Here is a 16,788-nt window from a genome sequence, read left to right as displayed (position 1 = left end):
GGTCCTCTTTCGCACTCGCTGCCCCCGTGCCACTGTGGTGCGTCACGTTCTACGCGCGTCATACACGACACGGGACCAACGAGGGAGCAGGATGCGCAAGAGCAAGGTGCTGGCCCTGGCGGTAACCGCCGGGCTCGGAATCGGGGCCGCTGTCGCGGTCCCGGCGACGGCGGCGCAGAGCGCGCCGGCGCAGGTGAAGGCGGGGGCGGACCAAGCGGGGGCGTGTCGTCTGGACGCGACCAACCCAGGTCTCAAGCACGTCATCTACCTGCAGTTCGACAACGTGCACTTCACCCGGGACAACCCGAACGTGCCGTCCGACCTGGAGCAGATGCCGCATCTGCTCAACTTCCTTTCCAGCAACGGCGTGCTGGACAGCAACCACCACACGCCGCTGATCGCGCACACCGGCAACGACATCCTCACCTCGCTGACCGGCGTCTACGGCGACCGGCACGGCCAGGCGGTCTCCAACTCGTACCGGTACTTCAACCCGGACGGCACCTCCAACTCGGCCAGCAGCTTCGCCTACTGGACCGACGGCGTGGCCGACACCTCGGTGCCCACGCCCAGCGACGCCGCCTACACGATGGTGACCAAGGACGGGAAGAACGCCCCCGCGCCCTGGGTCTCCTACACCCGTTCGGGCTGCGACTTCGGCGCGGTGTCCGCGGCGAACACCATCCTGGAGAACACCACCGTCGACATCAACAAGGTCTTCGGGGCCAACTCCGCGCAGGCCGCCGAGGCCAAGGCCGACCAGGCCAAGGCGCAGGCCGACTACGTCGGCATCGGCGTCCACTGCGCGCAGAACTCCAAGCTCTGCGCCGCCGCAGGAACGGGCGCCAGCGCGGACCTGCTGCCGGACGAGCCTGGCGGCTACACCGGCTACCAGGCGCTGTTCGGCGCCAAGTCGGTGGACCCGGCGATCTCCGGCACCGGCGTGGTGAACTCCACGGCCGGCACCCAGATCACCGACTCCCACGGCAATCCGGGCTTCCCCGGCTTCGACGGCATGAGCGCGGCCAACTCGCTCGGCTACGTGGCGCAGATGCAGGAGGCCGGCGTCCCGGTCACCTACGCGTACATCTCCGACGCGCACGACCGCCACGCCGCTCCTTACGGCGCGATGGGGCCGGGCGAGGCCGGATACGTGACCCAGCTGAAGACCTACGACGACGCCTTCTCCGCCTTCTTCACCCGGCTCGCCAAGGACGGCATCACCACCAAGAACACCGACTTCGTGGTGACCTCCGACGAGAACGACCACTTCGTCGGCGGCAAGCCCATCCCGGCGAACTGCGACGGCGTGACCACCCCGTGCAGCTACGCGCAGATCGGCGAGGTCAACGCCAACTCGGCGGGCCTGCTGGCCACCCAGCAGGGCGTCACGACGCCCTACAAGGTCCACTCGGACTCCGCGCCGAACTTCTACGTCACCGGCAACCCGGCCCAGACCGCGGGGAGCACCCGTGCGCTGGAGCAGGCCTGGGCCAAGGTGACCGCGGTCAACCCGATCACCGGGAACACCGACACGGTCAACAGCTACCTGGCCGACCGGACGGAGATGAAGCTGCTCCACATGGTCACCGGCGACGCGGCCCGCACCCCGACGTTCACCTCGTTCGCGGATCCGAACTACTACGTCTACGCGGGCGCGCCGAACTGCAACTCCTCGTGTGTGGCGCTGGGCCCGGGCTACGCGTGGAACCACGGTGACTTCGCGAGCGACATCAACACCACCTGGCTCGGCATCGCCGGCGTCGGCGTCAAGCACCTGGGCGTGACGGACAAGGTGTGGTCCGACCACACCGACATCCGGCCGACCATGATGGCGCTGACCGGCCTGCGGGACGACTACCTCAGCGACGGCGTGGTGCTCACGCCGTTCCTGAAGACGTCAGGGATGCCCGACCCGCTGGAGCACAGCGCCCACCAGTACGCCAAGGTGGCCGCCGCCTACAAGCAGCTCAACGCGGGTGTCGGCGCTTTCGCCGCGGCCACGCTGACGCTGTCGAACAAGGGCGTCTCCTCGGTCTCGACCGGTGACGCCACCTACCTGGCCGACGAGGCGACGCTGACCACGCTCGGCGCCGAGCGCGACGCGCTGGTCGCCCAGATCGCGGCCGCGCTGGACGACGTCGCCTTCGGCCACGGCCGCCTCGGCGACAGGAAGGCCGACCTGCTGGTGAAGCAGGCCGACCTTCTGATCAAGCAGGCGCAGCAGGCCGCCGCCGCTTAACTGTCACCCGTTCGCGCCCGTCCCGTCCGCATGGAGCACCGTCACATGTGGACGGCGACGGGCGCGTTCGCGTCCTGCTGGGGCCGGCCGCGCCGGTAGAGCACGGCGCTGAGGACCAGGCCGACGACGAAGAAGCCTGCCGACCACCAGTAGGCGGTGGCGTAACTGTGCAGCTGCGCCTGGGCCATGGCCTCCGGGGACGGCGCCTTGCCGACCAGGTAGCTCGCGCCCGCGCTGGTGGCGAGGGTGTTGAGCAGCGCGGTCCCGATCGAACCGCCGATCTGCTGCATGGTGTTGACGGCGGCCGACGCCACGCCCGCGTCCTGTTCGCCGATCCGGTCGGTGGCCAGGCTCATCGCCACCGGCATGATCAGACCGAGGCCGAAGCCCATCACCAGCAGCGGCGGCAGCACGGCCGAGGCGTAGGAGCTGTGCAGGCCCAGGTTGGTGAGCCAGACCATGCCGATCGCGGCCAGCGCCATACCGAAGGGCACCAGCGGCTTCGGGCCGATCCTGGGCAGCAGCGCCAACGTGGCGAGCTGCGCGGCGACCATGAGCGCGCCGATCATCGGCAGGAAGCCGAGGCCGGTCTGGACCGGGCTGTAGTGCAGCGTCTCCTGGAGGTAGTAGGTCAGGAAGAGGAAGACGCCGAACATGCCCGCGCCGGTGATGCCGAAGGCGATGAAGCTCGCGCCTCGGTTGCGGTCCAGCAGCACGCGCAGCGGCAGCAGCGGGTGCTCGGCGCGGGTCTGCCACCAGGTGAAGACGGCGAGCAGCAGGCCGCCGGCGGCCAGGAAGCCCCAGGTCTGCGGCGAGCCCCAGCCGTGCGAGTTCGCGTTGGAGAAGCCGTAGACCAGGCCGAAGAGACCGGCGGAGACGAGGAAAGTGCCGGGGATGTCGAGCTTGGGCCGGTCGGCCGGAGCGCCCTTGCGCAGGAAGGTGACGCCTCCGGCGAGCGCGAGGGCGGCGAAGAGCAGGTTGACGAAGAGGGTCCAGCGCCAGCTGGCGTGCTCGGTGAGCAGCCCGCCGAGGAGCAGTCCGATGCCGCCGCCGGCGCCGGCGATGGCGCCGAAGATGCCGAAGGCCTTGGCGCGCTCCTTGGCGTCGGTGAAGGTGGTGTTGAGGATCGACAGCGCGGCGGGCGCCAGCAGCGCGCCGAAGAGGCCCTGCAGCGCACGGCCGGTGACCAGGACGGAGAAGTCCCCGGCGGCCCCCGCGAGTGCGGAGGCGGCCGCGAACCCGCCGACGCCGACCAGGAAGACGATCTTGCGCCCGAACAGGTCGGCCAGCCGTCCGCCGAGCAGCAGCAGGCTGCCGAAGGCGAGCGCGTAGGCGGTGACGATCCACTGCCGGTCGGCGTTGGAGAAGCCCAGGGCCTGCTGAGCCGAGGGCAGGGCGATGTTCACGATGGTGCCGTCGAGCACCACCATCAGCTGCGCGATGCCGATGACGGCCAGCACCCACCAGCGGTGGCTGCCGGACCGGACGGCAGCGCGGCCTGTCTCGACGCTTTCGCGTGCGACGGCTGTCTGCGACATGAGCACTCCGATTGAACGAAACGGTTTCGTACTACTCGTTCATACAATACGCCCATCGAAACGAAGTCGTTTCGATGGGCGTATGTGACGAAGGTCTCAGCTGTTGAGCAGCGCCGGCAGCACGACGGCGTCGATGTACCGCTTCATGAAGTCCGGGTCGGCGAACTGATCGTCCAGGACCTTCCGGGCCGGAAGCGCGCCGACCAGCATGTGGCCGAGGAACTCGCCCGCCGCCGCGCCCTCGCGCAGCTCGCCCCGCTCGACCGCGCGCGCCAGCATGGTCCGGAGCAGCGCCAGCACGGGCTCGATCAGCATCTCGCGCAGCGCCACGCCGAGATCCGGGTTGAGGTGGACGGCGTGACCGATGGCGTTCATGAAGACGGTGTCGTCCTCGAGCGCCATGTTGGCCTCGGCGAGCGCGTGCAGGTCGCCGCGGAGGCTGCCGGTGTCGACGTCGTCCAGCAGCCGCGGGCGGGTGTGCCGCATCGCGGAGGCGACCAGCTGCGGCTTGCCCTTCCACTGGCGGTAGAGCGTGGCCTTGCTGCTGTGGGCGCGGGCGGCGACGGCGTCCATGGTCAGCGAGTCGTAGCCCACCTCGCGGACCAGCTCGATGACATGCCGGTACAGCTCCCCCTCGCGCTCGGCCGTCAGCCGACCCCGCCCCGCCGCCGCTGCCTGGGTCACTTCGGTCAGAGCCCCACGGCCTTCATCAGCTGGCCGACCTCGGGGTTGGTCAGGCGGCGCAGCCAGCCGGACTTCTGGTCGCCGAGCGCGATCGGACCGAACTGCGTGCGCACCAGCTTCTCGACCGGGAAGCCCGCCTCGGCCAGCATGCGCCGGACGATGTGCTTGCGACCCTCGTGCAGGGTGACCTCGACGAGGTAGTTCTTGCCGACGTTCTGGACGACCTTGAAGCCGTCCGCGCGGGCCCAGCCGTCCTCGAGCTCGATGCCCTTGGCGAGCTGCTTGCCCAGGTCGCGCGGGATCGGGCCCTGGATGGCCGCGAGGTAGGTCTTCTTCACGCCGTACTTGGGGTGGGTGAGACGGTGGGCCAGCTCGCCGTGGTTGGTGAGGAGGATGATGCCCTCGGTCTCGGTGTCGAGGCGGCCGACGTGGAAGAGCCGCGTCTCGCGGTTGTTCACGTAGTCGCCCAGGCACTGACGGCCGTCCGGGTCCTCCATGGTCGCGACGACGCCGGCCGGCTTGTTCAACGCGAAGAAGAGGTAGTTCTGGGTGGCGACGGTCAGGCCGTCGACCTCGATCTTGTCCGTGTTCGGGTCCACGCGCTTGCCCTGCTCGCGCACGACCTCGCCGTTGACCATGACGCGGCCCTGATCGATCAGCTCCTCGCAGGCGCGGCGGCTGCCCATGCCCGCGCGGGCCAGCACCTTCTGCAGGCGCTCGCCCTCGAGGTCGGTGCCGGTGACCTGCTTGGCGGGCTTGTCGTGGCGGGCGCGGACCGCGTCCTCGACGCGGGCCTGCAGCTCGCGCGGACGCGAGGGGGCCGTGCCCTTGGGCCGGATCTGGCCGACACGGCCCGTGCCGCCACGGCCGGCGCCGCCGCCCGCTCCTGCCGGGCGCGGCTTGGCGTTCTCACCGCCGCCCCACTCCGGACGGTCGTAGCGGCGCTGCTCGGGACGGGGCGTGCCCTTGTCGCTGCCGCCCGCGCCCTGGCCGCGGCGCTGGCTCCCGCCCTGGCCCTGGCCCCGTCCCTTGGAGCCCGAACCGCCGCCGCTGCTGTTCCTGCTGTTACCGCTACGCATCAAAAGTCCGCTGTTCTGCTTGTCCGTCTGGTCCGCCTGACCTGGCTGGTCCGGCCGTCGTCTGTCAATCTGCTGCCGCGACCGCCTCGGCGATCACGGACCCCTCCTGCGAGTCCGCCTCCACGTCGTCGGCCTCGGGGAGGAAGGGGGCCAGCTCCGGCAGCTCGTCCAGGCCGCGCAGCCCCATCCGTTCCAAGAAGTGGTGAGTGGTCCGGTACAGGAACGCCCCCGTCTCCGGCTCCGAACCGGACTCCTCGACCAGACCTCTCTGTACCAGGGTACGCATGACGCCGTCACAGTTCACACCACGCACGGCGGAGACCCGCGAACGGGAGACCGGCTGCCGGTACGCGATGACCGCCAGCGTCTCCAACGCGGCCTGCGTCAACCGCGACTGCTGCCCGTCCAGCACGAACCTGTCCACGACGGGCGCGCACACCGCCCGCGTGTAGAACCGCCACCCGCCCGCGACAAACCGCAGCTCGAATCCCCGCTCCTGTGCGTCGTATTCCGCCGCGAGCGCGGCGAGCGCCGCGGCGACGACTTTCTTCGGCCGCTCGAGCACTTCGGCAAGCCGCGCGACGGTGACGGGCTCGTCCACGACCATGAGCACGGCCTCGAGCGCGGCCTTCAGTGGAATCTCAGGCCCGTCCCCGACCTCCGCCTCCGGCGCGGGCGCGGGCTTCGGGGCAGCCGCCCGCGCGGGCGCGGGCAGGCTCGGCGCAATCGCCTCCGGCGCGGGCGCAGCGCCCACGCGCTCCGGGGCCCCGGGCGAAGCCTCGTGGCTCGGCACACGCCTCGACGGCTCCGCGCCGAGCTCCCGCGTGGGCCCGGGCAGGCGCGGCGGCGCGGCAACCGCCTCCGGCGCGAGCTCGGACTCGAGCTCGGGCTCCGGCTCCGGCTCCGGCTCCGGCGCGGCAACCGCCTCGGGCGCGAGCTCGGGCTCCGGCTCGGACTCGGACTCGGGCTCCGGCTCCGGCTCCGGCTCCGGGGCAGCCGCTCGTGCGGACAGGCTCGGCGCGATCGCCTCCGGCGTGGGCGCAGCGCCCACGCTCTCCGGGGCCCCGGGCGAAGCCTCGTGGCTCGGTACACGCCTCGGCGGCTCGGCTCCGAGCGGCGCCCGCTCCGCCAGCACCGCATCGCCGGACGCCACGGCCGAAGGCCCGTGGGCGGGTGGCGGAAGGACCGGCTCGACCGCAGATCCGCCTGCCGCGGCCGAAGGCGCGTGGCCGGGATGCCGCACCGAGGGCCCGGCTGTCGGCTCACCGGTCCCTGCGTGGCCGGGACCCCGCCTCGGCGGGTCGGTCACTGCCCTCGCGGGTGCCGACTCGGCCGGCGCCGCGTCCGCGGCAGCCGTGTCCGGGTCGCCCAACCGGGCCGAATGCCTTCCCGCATCCGGGTCGTCGACCACCTCGTCGCGGAAGACCGTTTCGAGCTGTTCGCCGGGGCGGGGGCGGCCGGGGAGGCCGAGGCGGCGACGGGGGGCGGGGATGTCGTCGGGGTGGTCGGTCATGTCAGCGTTCCTTGCCCTTGCCGCTCTTGCCTGCGTCCTCCGCCGAGTCCAGCGGAGCCGCAGGCGCGTCGAACTCGTCGCCGAGGTCCGCCGCCACCTCCACCTCGCCGTCAGCGACCCAGCGGATGAGGAGCTCACCCAGGGCCTCGGGCTGGTCGAAGGCCAGCAGCTTCTCCCGGTACAGCTCCAGCAGCGCGAGAAAGCGCGCCACCACCGTCAGCACGTCCGGCGCGTCCGCCGCCAGCTCCGCGAAGCGGGCCTCGCCCTGCTCCCGCAGCAGCGCGACGATCAGCTCCGCCTGCTCGCGCACGCTGACCTTGGGCGTGTGGATGTGGTCCACGTAGACGACCGGCTTCGGCTTCGGTTCCATCGCCTTCGCCGCCAGCCTGGCGAAGGCGTCCAGGCCGATGCTGATGACCACCTCCGGCAGCAGCTCCGCGAACTGCGGCTCCAGCCCGACCGTCCGCGGCCGCCGCAGCTGCTCCGCCTCCCACCGTTCCGCGAACAGCGCCGCGACGCGCTTGTACGCGCGGTACTGCAGCAGTCGGGCGAAGAGCAGGTCGCGGGCCTCCAGCAGGGCGAGGTCCTCCTCGTCCTCCAGCTCCGCGACCGGCAGCAGCCTGGCCGCCTTCAGGTCCAGCAGCGTCGCCGCGACGACGAGGAACTCGCTCGCCTGGTCCAGGTCCCAGTCCGGGCCCATGGCCCGGATGTGCGCGATGAACTCGTCCGTCACCTTCGAGAGCGAGACCTCCGTGACGTCCAGCTTGTGCTTCGCGATCAGGCTCAGCAGCAGGTCGAACGGGCCCTCGAAGTTGTCCAGGCGCACCAGAAACCCGCCGGACGGCTGCTCGGGCGGCTCATCTGTCGACGGGGTCTGGGATTCGGGCGGGGTGTGCATCGGGGCCTATCGTGCCCTGTCACCCGCCGACGGGGCGAGCGCCGCGCCTGGGCGATCAAGCGCCGCGCGAAAGCGCGCCTCAGCGCCCGCGCAGCCGCCGGACCAGGATGCTGGCCTCGCCGCGCTGCTCCAGGTCGGCCAGGACCACGGCCACCGCCTCACGCACTATCCGGCCGCGGTCCACCGCGAGGCCGTACTCGCCGCGCAGCACCAGCCGGGCGTGCTCCAGGTCGATCAGCTCCTCGGCGGAGACGTAGACGGTGATCTTCTCTTCGTGCCGTTCACGCCCCGTCGGCCGGGAGCGTGGGGCCCGCGGCTTGCGGCGCGCGGCGGAGGGCTGGGAGACCGCGTCGGACGCCGCCTGGGCGGCCTTGGTCGCGGACCCCGCGTCGCCCCGCGAGGGGCCGGGGACGGATGGCGCGGAGGACGGCGCGGCGACCGCGCCGTGCTCCCCCGCCGGATCGGCCGGACGGCCCTCCTCCGACGCGGAGGCAGACCCGGAGGCCGACGCCTGCCGCCGCGGCTCCCCGGACGGCCCGGGGGCGGGCGACGCGGCCGACCCGTTGGACTGGTCCGGCGCACGCGGCACGGGCGTGAGTGCGGTCCCCCCGGTGGTCCGGAACAGTTCGTCCGCCCCCGGGAGACTCACTCGACGGGGCACCGGGCGAGCACCTCCCTGGCGAGCTGGCGGTAGGCGGCGGCGCCGACCGAGTTGGACGCGTAGGTGGTGATCGGCTCGCCGGCCACCGTGGTCTCGGGGAAGCGGACCGTGCGACCGATGACGGTGTGGAAGACGTGCTCACCGAACGCCTCGACCACGCGTGCCAGCACCTCGCGGCTGTGCACGGTGCGCGAGTCGTACATCGTGGCCAGGATGCCGTCCAGGCGCAGGTCGGGGTTGAGCCGCTCGCAGACCTTCTCGATGGTCTCGGTGAGCAGCGCGACCCCGCGCAGCGCGAAGAACTCGCATTCCAGCGGCACGATGACACTGTGAGCGGCCGTCAGCGCATTGACCGTCAGCAGGCCCAGGGACGGCTGGCAGTCGATGATGACGTAGTCGTAGTCGTTCAGCAGCGGCTTGAGCGCCCGCGCCAGCGCCGACTCCCGCGCCACCTCGCTGACCAGCTGCACCTCGGCTGCCGACAGGTCGATGTTGCTGGGGAGCAGGTCCATCCCGGGCACGGCCGTCTTCAGCAGCACCTCGTCGGCCGTCAGACCCCGCTCCATGAGCAGGTTGTAGACGGTGAGGTCCAGCTCCATCGGGTTGACGCCCAGGCCGACCGAGAGGGCGCCCTGCGGGTCGAAGTCGACCAGCAGAACGCGGCGGCCGTACTCGGCCAGCGCCGCGCCCAGGTTGATGGTCGAGGTCGTCTTGCCGACCCCGCCCTTCTGGTTGCACATGGCGACGATGCGCGCCGGGCCGTGCTCGGTGAGCGGTGAGGGGATCGGGAAGTACGGGAGCGCCCGACCTGTGGGACCCACCCGCTCGCGGCGCTGGCGCGCGGCGTCGGGGGCGAGGGTGGCCGCGTACTCCGGGTCCGGCTCGTACTCGGCGTCGGGGTCGTAGAACTGACCGTCCGCCATCTCGCTCTGCACCAGGCCGGGCTCGACGGGGGCGTCCAGCGCGCTCGCGTAGCGCAGCGCGTCATGATCGGAAATCGGGTACTCCAGGCTCGGGTAGCCGGGCTGCTGCTGACGTGCGTCAAAAGTGCGCGGGCCGCCACTCCCGGGAGCAATTGTCGACTCATTCACAAGTCGTCTTACCTCCTTGGCGACCGCCGTTGTGACCGGGCTTCGGGGCTCTGCCCCCTCCAGTGGGCGGCATTCACCGCACCGCAGCCTAGCAACGACACAGTAGCGTCAACCAGCACACCAGTGATGCACTAACCAACATGTCGATATGACAATTGCTGTCCAAAGGTCCCAGGCACTGTACGAAACTGCCGTTCGGCCTGCGGGGACACCCCTGTTCACTCCTCTGCCGAGGGTGATACTGAACGGCGCGCGATTGACGGACACGCCGAAGGAAACGCCTGAAGGGCGCCGCACGGAACGTGCGGCGCCCTTCAGGGCCGTGCTACATGGCGTCCCGTCAGGCGAGGACGTCGGCCAGCTCGACGAACGGCAGGCCGTTGGCCTCGGCGACCTCACGGTAGGTCAGCTGACCCTCGTGGGTGTTCAGGCCCTTGGCCAGCGCGGCGTCGCGGCGGCAGGCCTCGACCCAGCCGCGGTTGGCCAGCTCGAGGATGTAGGGCAGGGTCGCGTTGGTCAGCGCGTAGGTGGAGGTGTTGGGCACCGCACCCGGCATGTTGGCCACGCAGTAGAAGACCGAGTTGTGCACCATGAAGGTGGGCTCGGCGTGGGTGGTCGGGTGCGAGTCCTCGAAGCAGCCGCCCTGGTCGATGGCGATGTCGACGAGCACGGAGCCCGGCTTCATGCGGGAGACCAGCTCGTTGGTGACCAGCTTCGGGGCCTTGGCGCCCGGGATCAGCACCGCGCCGATGACCAGGTCGGCCTCGAGGACGGCCCTCTCCAGCTCGAAGGAGTTGGAGGCGATGGCCTTGATCTTGTTACCGAAGATCTTGTCGGCCTCGCGCAGCTTGTTGATGTCGCGGTCGAGCAGGGTCACGTCGTAGCCCATGCCGATGGCGATGGTGGCCGCGTGCCAGCCGGAGACGCCGCCGCCGATGACGACGGCCTTGGCCGGGTGCGTGCCGGGCACGCCGCCGGGGAGGGTGCCGCGGCCGCCGGCCGGACGCATCAGGTGGTACGAACCGACCTGCGGGGCCAGCCGGCCCGCGACCTCGGACATCGGGGCGAGCAGCGGCAGAGCGCCGTTGGCGAGCTGAACCGTCTCGTAGGCGATGGCGGTGGTGCCCGAGCTCAGCAGCGCGTCGGTGCACTCGCGGGACGCGGCGAGGTGGAGGTAGGTGAAGAGAGTCTGACCCTTGCGGAGGCGGTGGTACTCCTCGGCGATGGGCTCCTTGACCTTCAGCAGGAGGTCGGCCGTGGACCAGACCTCGTCAGCGGTCTCGAGGATCGTCGCACCGGCGGCGACGTACTCCTCGTTGGGGATCGAGGAGCCGACACCGGCGTTGTTCTCGATGAACACCTCGTGCCCGTTACGGACCAGCTCATGCACGCCAGAAGGCGTGATGGCCACGCGGTACTCGTGGTTCTTGACCTCGCGGGGGATGCCGACCTTCACGACGAACACGTCCCTTGCACATGGGGTTTCCTCCCACCGGCGGGAACGCAGGCGGAAGCCACGCGCAGCGGCACTGCTTGCGCGGCACTTCCGAGTGTAATGAAGCCGGGGGGATGCGACAGCCTTCCAAACTGACCAAAAGCTTCGGATCGGTTGGCAGTTTCGTAGGCTTGCGCGAGCGACACGCCGTCGAATCACTAGAAATTTAACAACTCGGACATTCAATCGAAACCACGGCATTCCGCCTGCGGTGGGCAGGGGCCAGCAGGCCGGGGCGGGAGGCGACGGCTGCGCCTGGGGGCGGGCGGAGGTCCGGCACCTGCGGGCGCGTGACGCCTGACACGGGGGGAATCGGGCGTCGGCGGGTGTGCTGGAGCAGCCGGGCGTGGATGTTGGGGGCGCGGGCTGGCGGGTCAGGGGGGTTCGGGGTCGCGGCGGGGGGCGGGGGGTTGGGGGGCCGGAGGCTGAGCGGGCGGGGGTGGGGTGGGGGCGCCGAGGGTGGTGGCCTGGGTGCGTTGGAGGCGGGCGCCGGCGGGGTCGCCGGCGCGTTCGAGGGCGTCCGCCATGCGGAGCAGGACGAGGCCCTCCAGGCGGCCCCCGACCCGGCGGGCGGCCTCCAGCGCCTCGCGCTGCGTGCGCAGCGCGGCCTCGGTGCCGCCGGAGAGCTCCTGGACCCGGGCCGCGCCCAGGATCGCGCCGACCGCGCCCGCCTCGTCGGAGAGCTTGCGGTACAGGGCCACCGCCGCGCGGTACTCGCGCAGCGCGTCCTGGTAGCGCCCCTGCGCGCTGTGCGTCGCGGCCAGCCGGCCCAGCAGGCGGGCCTCGTCGGCGCGCTCACCACGGTTGCGGCGCAGCGTGAGGGCGCGACCGTAGAAGTCGACGGCGCGGACCAGGTCGCCCGAGGCGCGGTACGCGCCGGCCGTGGCCTCCAGGATGCGCCCGACCGCGACGTGGTCCTGCGCGGCGCGCGCCGGAGCGAGCGCGCCCCGGTAGCGCTCCATCGCGCGGGCGTGTTCGCCGGCGGCGGCGTGCAGATCGCCGAGATTGACCAGCGCGGCCGCCTGCCGACGCGGCTGCCCGCTGCGGCGCGCGAGCTCCTGTACGGCGGAGTGCAGCGCGTACTGCTCGACCGCGACGGAACGGCCCCTGCCCTCCCCCCAGACCGGCAGCGCCCGGACCATGACGGTCGCCAGCCGGGTCATCAGACCGTCCAGGCCGCCGCGCGCGACGCCCGCGTCCACGGCGGGCAGCAGCGTGGGCAGGGCGGAGTCGAGCCAGGCCCAGGCCTCGGCCGCGCTGCGGAAGCGCAGCGGCACGGGAGGCACCTCCCCGTCCGTGGGCGCCTGCTCGGGCGCGAGCCGGACCAGGCAGGCGCCGAGCAGCCGGACCTGGCGCTCCAGCCAGCGCGCCTCGGCGAGCTCGACGAGGGCGGGCTTGTCCTCCGCCTCGCGCAGGCGGGTGAGGACCGGCCGCAGGCTCTCCGGCAGGCGGTAGTGGCCGTCGCCCTCGTCCCGCAGCAACTGCTGTGCCGCGAGGGACCCCAGCAGCGCGCCCGCGGCCTCGATCGGGCTGCCGACCAGCGCGGCCGCCCCGCGCGCGTCCAGCACCCCGCCGGGCACGACCGTCGCCAGCCGCAGCAGCAGCTGCGCACTCGCGCCGAGCCCGCCGTAGACGAGCGCGAACGCGCGCCGCAGCGGATCGTCGCTGCGCTGCGCGCCGCGCGGCGGTGGCGGCGGAGCCGTCGCCGGGCCGGACGCCTTCCGGTCGGCGCCCGCCGCCCCCGGCGGATACGTCGGCATGGGCGGCACGGCCTGCCCGGGCAGGCCGAGGACGGGCATGCCCCGGTCCGGCGCCTTCGGCGGGGCCGGCGCAGTCGATTCAGGCCGCGTCGATTCGGGCACGGTCTCCCGCGCCGAGCCCGCGTCGCCGGAAGCCCCGGCTCCCGCGCGGCGCGGTCCGCCCCACCGCCAGGCGGACCGTGTCGGCTCGGCAGGCGCGCCCGGGTCGGCTGCGCCGGGATTCCTGCCGCCGCCGACGCGACGGGACGCGGCCTGTCCACCGGCCGAGGTCCCCGGCGGGTGACCGGGCTCCGAACCCTGGCCACGCGCGAGACCTGCCGCGTCGGAGGCCGTGCGGTCCGCGCCGGTCGGGGCACTCCGCCCCCGCGCCGGGCGACCCGGCTCCGCCGAGGAGTCCGGCGGGTCGCCGGGCTCCGAGCCCTGGCCGCGCGGGAAACCGGCTGCATCGGGAGTCCTGCCGTCCGCTCCGGTCCCGACGGCACCCTGCCCCCACCCCCGACGGCCTGCCGACGGGCCCTGACCATCCGTCGGAGCGTCCACGCGCGAAGGTGCGGCGCCTGCACCGCTCGGCGGCGGGCCCGGGTCGGGAAAGACGTCTGCGGGGATCTCGCGCAGCGCGCGGAGGGCGTCGGTGACGGAGGCGCGGGGGCGGGCGGCGAGCCAGCCGCCGAGGAGGCGCAGCGCGCCGGCGTGGCAGGCGACGGCCTCCGAGAGCGCCTGCGCGGCGACCGGGTCGACGACGACCCGGATGTCGCCCGCGAGCGCGGCGAGGAGTTCGCGGGCGGAGGTGTAGTCGAGGCCGCCCAGCACGCACGGCCGGACGTCGTGGATCGCGCTCAGCGGACCGGCCGCGACCGCCACCACCAGCGAGCCCGGCGACTGCGGCAGCAGCGCCCGGACCTGTGCCGCGTCCGTCACGTCGTCGAGAACGAGCAGGACCGGCTCCGACGCGAAGTGCTCGCGCAGCGCGGCCTCAGCGGCGGTCTCCGCGTCCTCCGCGGCCAGCGCCGTGGGCCGGGGCAGGCCCAGCGCGTCGAGCAGGCGGCGGGCAGGGAAGGGCGCCGAGAGCGAGAGATGCGCGGAGAGCGCGAAGCCGGTCGTCAGCTGCTCCGCCAGGCGCAGCGCCAGCGAGGTCCGGCCGGAGCCCGGACGGCCCGCGACCAGCAGCACCCGAGGACCCGGCGGGGTCGCACCGGGTCCCGGCCGTTCCCACTCCTCGCGCAGCCGCGCCAGCTCGGCCCGCCGCCCCACGAAGGGCGTGGGCGCTACGGGCACGCCGATGGTCGAGGCCAAGGCCGACTGAGCTGACACGCGCGCCGCTCCCGTCCGTCAGACAGAAACCGTCAGACAGAGACCGTCAGAAACCGAATGAACTGCGGACTTCTGACGCAGCGTAATTCACTCGGCGCACAGCCAGGCACACCTTCGTACCGGCGGGCGCGTGCTCAGTCCAAGCTCACTCGAACGGACGCGCGGGCCAAGGGGCGTCCGCAGGCCGCAGCGCCTCCAGACCGGCGCCGGCCAACGCCGCCTTGAGCGCCAGCGCCGAGGCGATCAGCGCGCCGTTGTGGAGCTCGCCGGCGAGGATCATCGCCACGACCTCGTCCAGGTCGAAGCGCCGGACCTGGAGGTCGAGCTCCTCGCCGGTCGCCGCGTAGCGCTCGCCGTCGGCCTCGGCGAGGTCCTGGGCCAGGAAGACCCGGATCGCCTCGTCGGAGCCGCCCGAGCTCGGGTAGAGGTCGACCAGGACCCGCCAGTCGCCCGCCTTGTGGTGGGCCTCCTCGTAGAACTCGCGCTGGGCCGCGTGCAGCGGGTTCTCGCCGGGGATGTCGAGCAGGCCGGCCGGGAGCTCCCAGAGCCGGTGCCGGACCGGGTGCCGGTACTGGCGCACCAGCAGCACCCGGCCCTGCTCGTCCAGGGCCAGCACCCCGACCGCGCCGGGGTGCTTCATGTAGTCGCGCGTCGCCGCGCGGCCGTCCGGCATGACGACGTCGTCGGAGACGATGTCCCAGACCTTTCCCTCGAAAGAGGTGCGCTCGGCGACGACCTCCCACGAATCGGGACTGTCCTGCAAGACCTGACGCTGCTCCACGATCGACATCCTCCCCGGAGCCGGACGGCTTCCCTGCTGCTTGCGTGCCTGGTACCGGACCCTACTCGGCGTCCTGCACCTTGATCGCCGCGGCGACCAGGCCCGCGAAGAGCGGGTGCGGGCGCGTCGGGCGGGACTTCAGCTCCGGGTGGGCCTGGGTCGCCACCAGGTAGGGGTGCACCTCGCGCGGGTACTCGACGTACTCGACCAGGTCGCCCTTGGGCGAGAGACCGGAGAACTGGAGGCCCGTCTTCTCCAGCTCGCTGCGGTAGGAGTTGTTGACCTCGTAGCGGTGACGGTGGCGCTCCTCGACGTACTGCTCGCCGCCGTAGACCTCACGGACGATCGAGCCCTCGGCGAGCTTCGCCGGGTAGAGGCCCAGGCGCATGGTGCCGCCCAGGTCGCCCTTGCCGTCGACGATCTCCAGCTGCTCGGCCATCGTCGAGATGACCGGGTGCTTGGCGGCGGCGTCGAACTCGGTCGAGTTGGCGTCGCCCAGCCCGGCCAGGTTGCGCGCGGCCTCGATGACCACGCACTGCAGGCCCAGGCAGAGGCCGAGCAGCGGGACGCCGTTCTCGCGGGCGAAGGTGATCGCGCCGACCTTGCCGTCCACGCCGCGCTCGCCGAAGCCGCCGGGGATGCAGATCGCGTCCACGTCACCGAGCTGCTCGCGGGCGCCCTCGGGGGTCTCGCAGTCGACCGAGGTGACCCACTTGATCTCGACCTTGGCGTGGTTGGCGAAGCCGCCGTGGCGCAGCGCCTCGGTCACCGACAGGTAGGCGTCGGGCAGGTCGATGTACTTGCCGACCAGCGCGATCTTCACGGTGCGGCTGGGCTCGTGGACACGGCGCAGCAGGTCGTCCCACTGGGTCCAGTCCACGTCGCGGAACGGCAGGTCCAGGCGGCGCACGACGTAGGCGTCCAGGCCCTCGCTGTGCAGCACCTTCGGAATGTCGTAGATCGACTTGGCGTCGATGGCCGCGACCACGGCCTCCTCGTCGACGTCGCACATCAGCGAGATCTTGCGCTTGATGGCCTGCGGGACCTCGCGGTCGGCGCGGAGCACGATCGCGTCCGGCTGGATGCCGATGTTGCGCAGCGCGGCGACGGAGTGCTGGGTCGGCTTGGTCTTGAGCTCGCCGGAGGGGCCGATGTAGGGCAGCAGCGAGACGTGCACGAAGAAGACGTTGTCCCGGCCGACCTCGTGGCGGACCTGGCGGACGGCCTCCAGGAAGGGCAGCGACTCGATGTCGCCGACGGTGCCGCCGACCTCGGTGATGACGACGTCGACGTCCTCGGTCGCCATGCGGCGGATCCGCGACTTGATCTCGTTGGTGATGTGCGGGATGACCTGGACGGTGTCGCCCAGGTACTCGCCGCGGCGCTCCTTGGCGATCACCGTCGAGTAGACCTGGCCGGTCGTGACGTTGGCGCTGCCGTGCAGGTTGGTGTCGAGGAAGCGCTCGTAGTGGCCGATGTCGAGATCGGTCTCGGCGCCGTCGTCGGTGACGAAGACCTCGCCGTGCTGGAACGGGTTCATCGTGCCGGGGTCGACGTTCAGGTACGGGTCCAGCTTCTGCATCGTGACCCGCAGTCCGCGTGCCTTGAGCAGGGCCCCGAGGCTGGAGGCGGTCAGCCCCTTGCCGAGCGAGGAGGCGACGCCCCCGGTGACGAAGAGATGCTTGGTCGTCGTGCCGGCCTTACCGGAATGGGGCTGTGCCAAGAGGGGGCTCCC

General features: G+C 72.2%; 12 protein-coding genes. 1 reads left to right on the top strand and 11 read right to left on the bottom strand.

Annotated elements, in window-relative coordinates:
* The first annotated feature begins 91 nt into the window (after positions 1 to 91).
* A complete protein-coding gene (locus tag ABIA32_RS12595; protein WP_370094156.1) occupies positions 92 to 2,242 on the top strand; it encodes a hypothetical protein in 2,151 nt (716 codons plus the stop codon).
* A gap of 41 nt (positions 2,243 to 2,283) precedes the next feature.
* On the opposite strand, the gene ABIA32_RS12590 is transcribed toward ABIA32_RS12595, so the two are convergent.
* From ABIA32_RS12590 to ABIA32_RS12540, 11 genes are all read right to left on the bottom strand, one after another.
* A complete protein-coding gene (locus tag ABIA32_RS12590) occupies positions 2,284 to 3,780 on the bottom strand; it encodes a DHA2 family efflux MFS transporter permease subunit (RefSeq protein ID WP_370094155.1) in 1,497 nt (498 codons plus the stop codon).
* A 96-nt stretch (positions 3,781 to 3,876) separates the two neighbouring features.
* Positions 3,877 to 4,464, bottom strand: a complete 588-nt coding sequence (locus ABIA32_RS12585; protein WP_370094154.1) for a TetR/AcrR family transcriptional regulator — start codon at positions 4,462 to 4,464, stop codon at positions 3,877 to 3,879.
* A gap of 5 nt (positions 4,465 to 4,469) precedes the next feature.
* Positions 4,470 to 5,543, bottom strand: a complete 1,074-nt coding sequence (locus ABIA32_RS12580) for a pseudouridine synthase (protein WP_370094153.1) — start codon at positions 5,541 to 5,543, stop codon at positions 4,470 to 4,472.
* Between the two features lie 64 nt (positions 5,544 to 5,607).
* Positions 5,608 to 6,270, bottom strand: a complete 663-nt coding sequence (gene scpB / locus ABIA32_RS12575; RefSeq protein ID WP_370094649.1) for an SMC-Scp complex subunit ScpB — start codon at positions 6,268 to 6,270, stop codon at positions 5,608 to 5,610.
* A 787-nt stretch (positions 6,271 to 7,057) separates the two neighbouring features.
* On the bottom strand, positions 7,058 to 7,954 hold the full coding sequence (locus ABIA32_RS12570) for a ScpA family protein (RefSeq protein WP_370094152.1): 897 nt from the start codon (positions 7,952 to 7,954) through the stop codon (positions 7,058 to 7,060).
* Between the two features lie 79 nt (positions 7,955 to 8,033).
* Complete coding sequence (locus tag ABIA32_RS12565) at positions 8,034 to 8,603, bottom strand: hypothetical protein (protein ID WP_370094151.1); 570 nt, start codon at positions 8,601 to 8,603, stop codon at positions 8,034 to 8,036.
* Positions 8,600 to 9,538, bottom strand: coding sequence for a ParA family protein (locus tag ABIA32_RS12560; protein WP_370094646.1), 939 nt, complete (start codon positions 9,536 to 9,538; stop codon positions 8,600 to 8,602). Before ABIA32_RS12560 ends, ABIA32_RS12565 begins: the two co-directional genes overlap by 4 nt.
* A gap of 508 nt (positions 9,539 to 10,046) precedes the next feature.
* On the bottom strand, positions 10,047 to 11,162 hold the full coding sequence (gene ald / locus ABIA32_RS12555; RefSeq protein ID WP_370094644.1) for an alanine dehydrogenase: 1,116 nt from the start codon (positions 11,160 to 11,162) through the stop codon (positions 10,047 to 10,049).
* 413 nt (positions 11,163 to 11,575) lie between these two features.
* Positions 11,576 to 14,272, bottom strand: coding sequence for a tetratricopeptide repeat protein (locus ABIA32_RS12550; RefSeq protein WP_370094150.1), 2,697 nt, complete (start codon positions 14,270 to 14,272; stop codon positions 11,576 to 11,578).
* 145 nt (positions 14,273 to 14,417) lie between these two features.
* Complete coding sequence (locus ABIA32_RS12545; protein ID WP_370094149.1) at positions 14,418 to 15,062, bottom strand: NUDIX domain-containing protein; 645 nt, start codon at positions 15,060 to 15,062, stop codon at positions 14,418 to 14,420.
* Positions 15,063 to 15,114: 52 nt separating this feature from the next.
* On the bottom strand, positions 15,115 to 16,776 hold the full coding sequence (locus tag ABIA32_RS12540; RefSeq protein ID WP_370094148.1) for a CTP synthase: 1,662 nt from the start codon (positions 16,774 to 16,776) through the stop codon (positions 15,115 to 15,117).
* Positions 16,777 to 16,788 lie beyond the last annotated feature (12 nt).

This window comes from Streptacidiphilus sp. MAP12-20, from assembly GCF_041262525.1.
GTDB lineage: Bacteria > Actinomycetota > Actinomycetes > Streptomycetales > Streptomycetaceae > Streptacidiphilus.
Note: the sequence above shows the minus strand (reverse complement) of the source record. Positions and strands in the feature narration are given on the sequence as shown.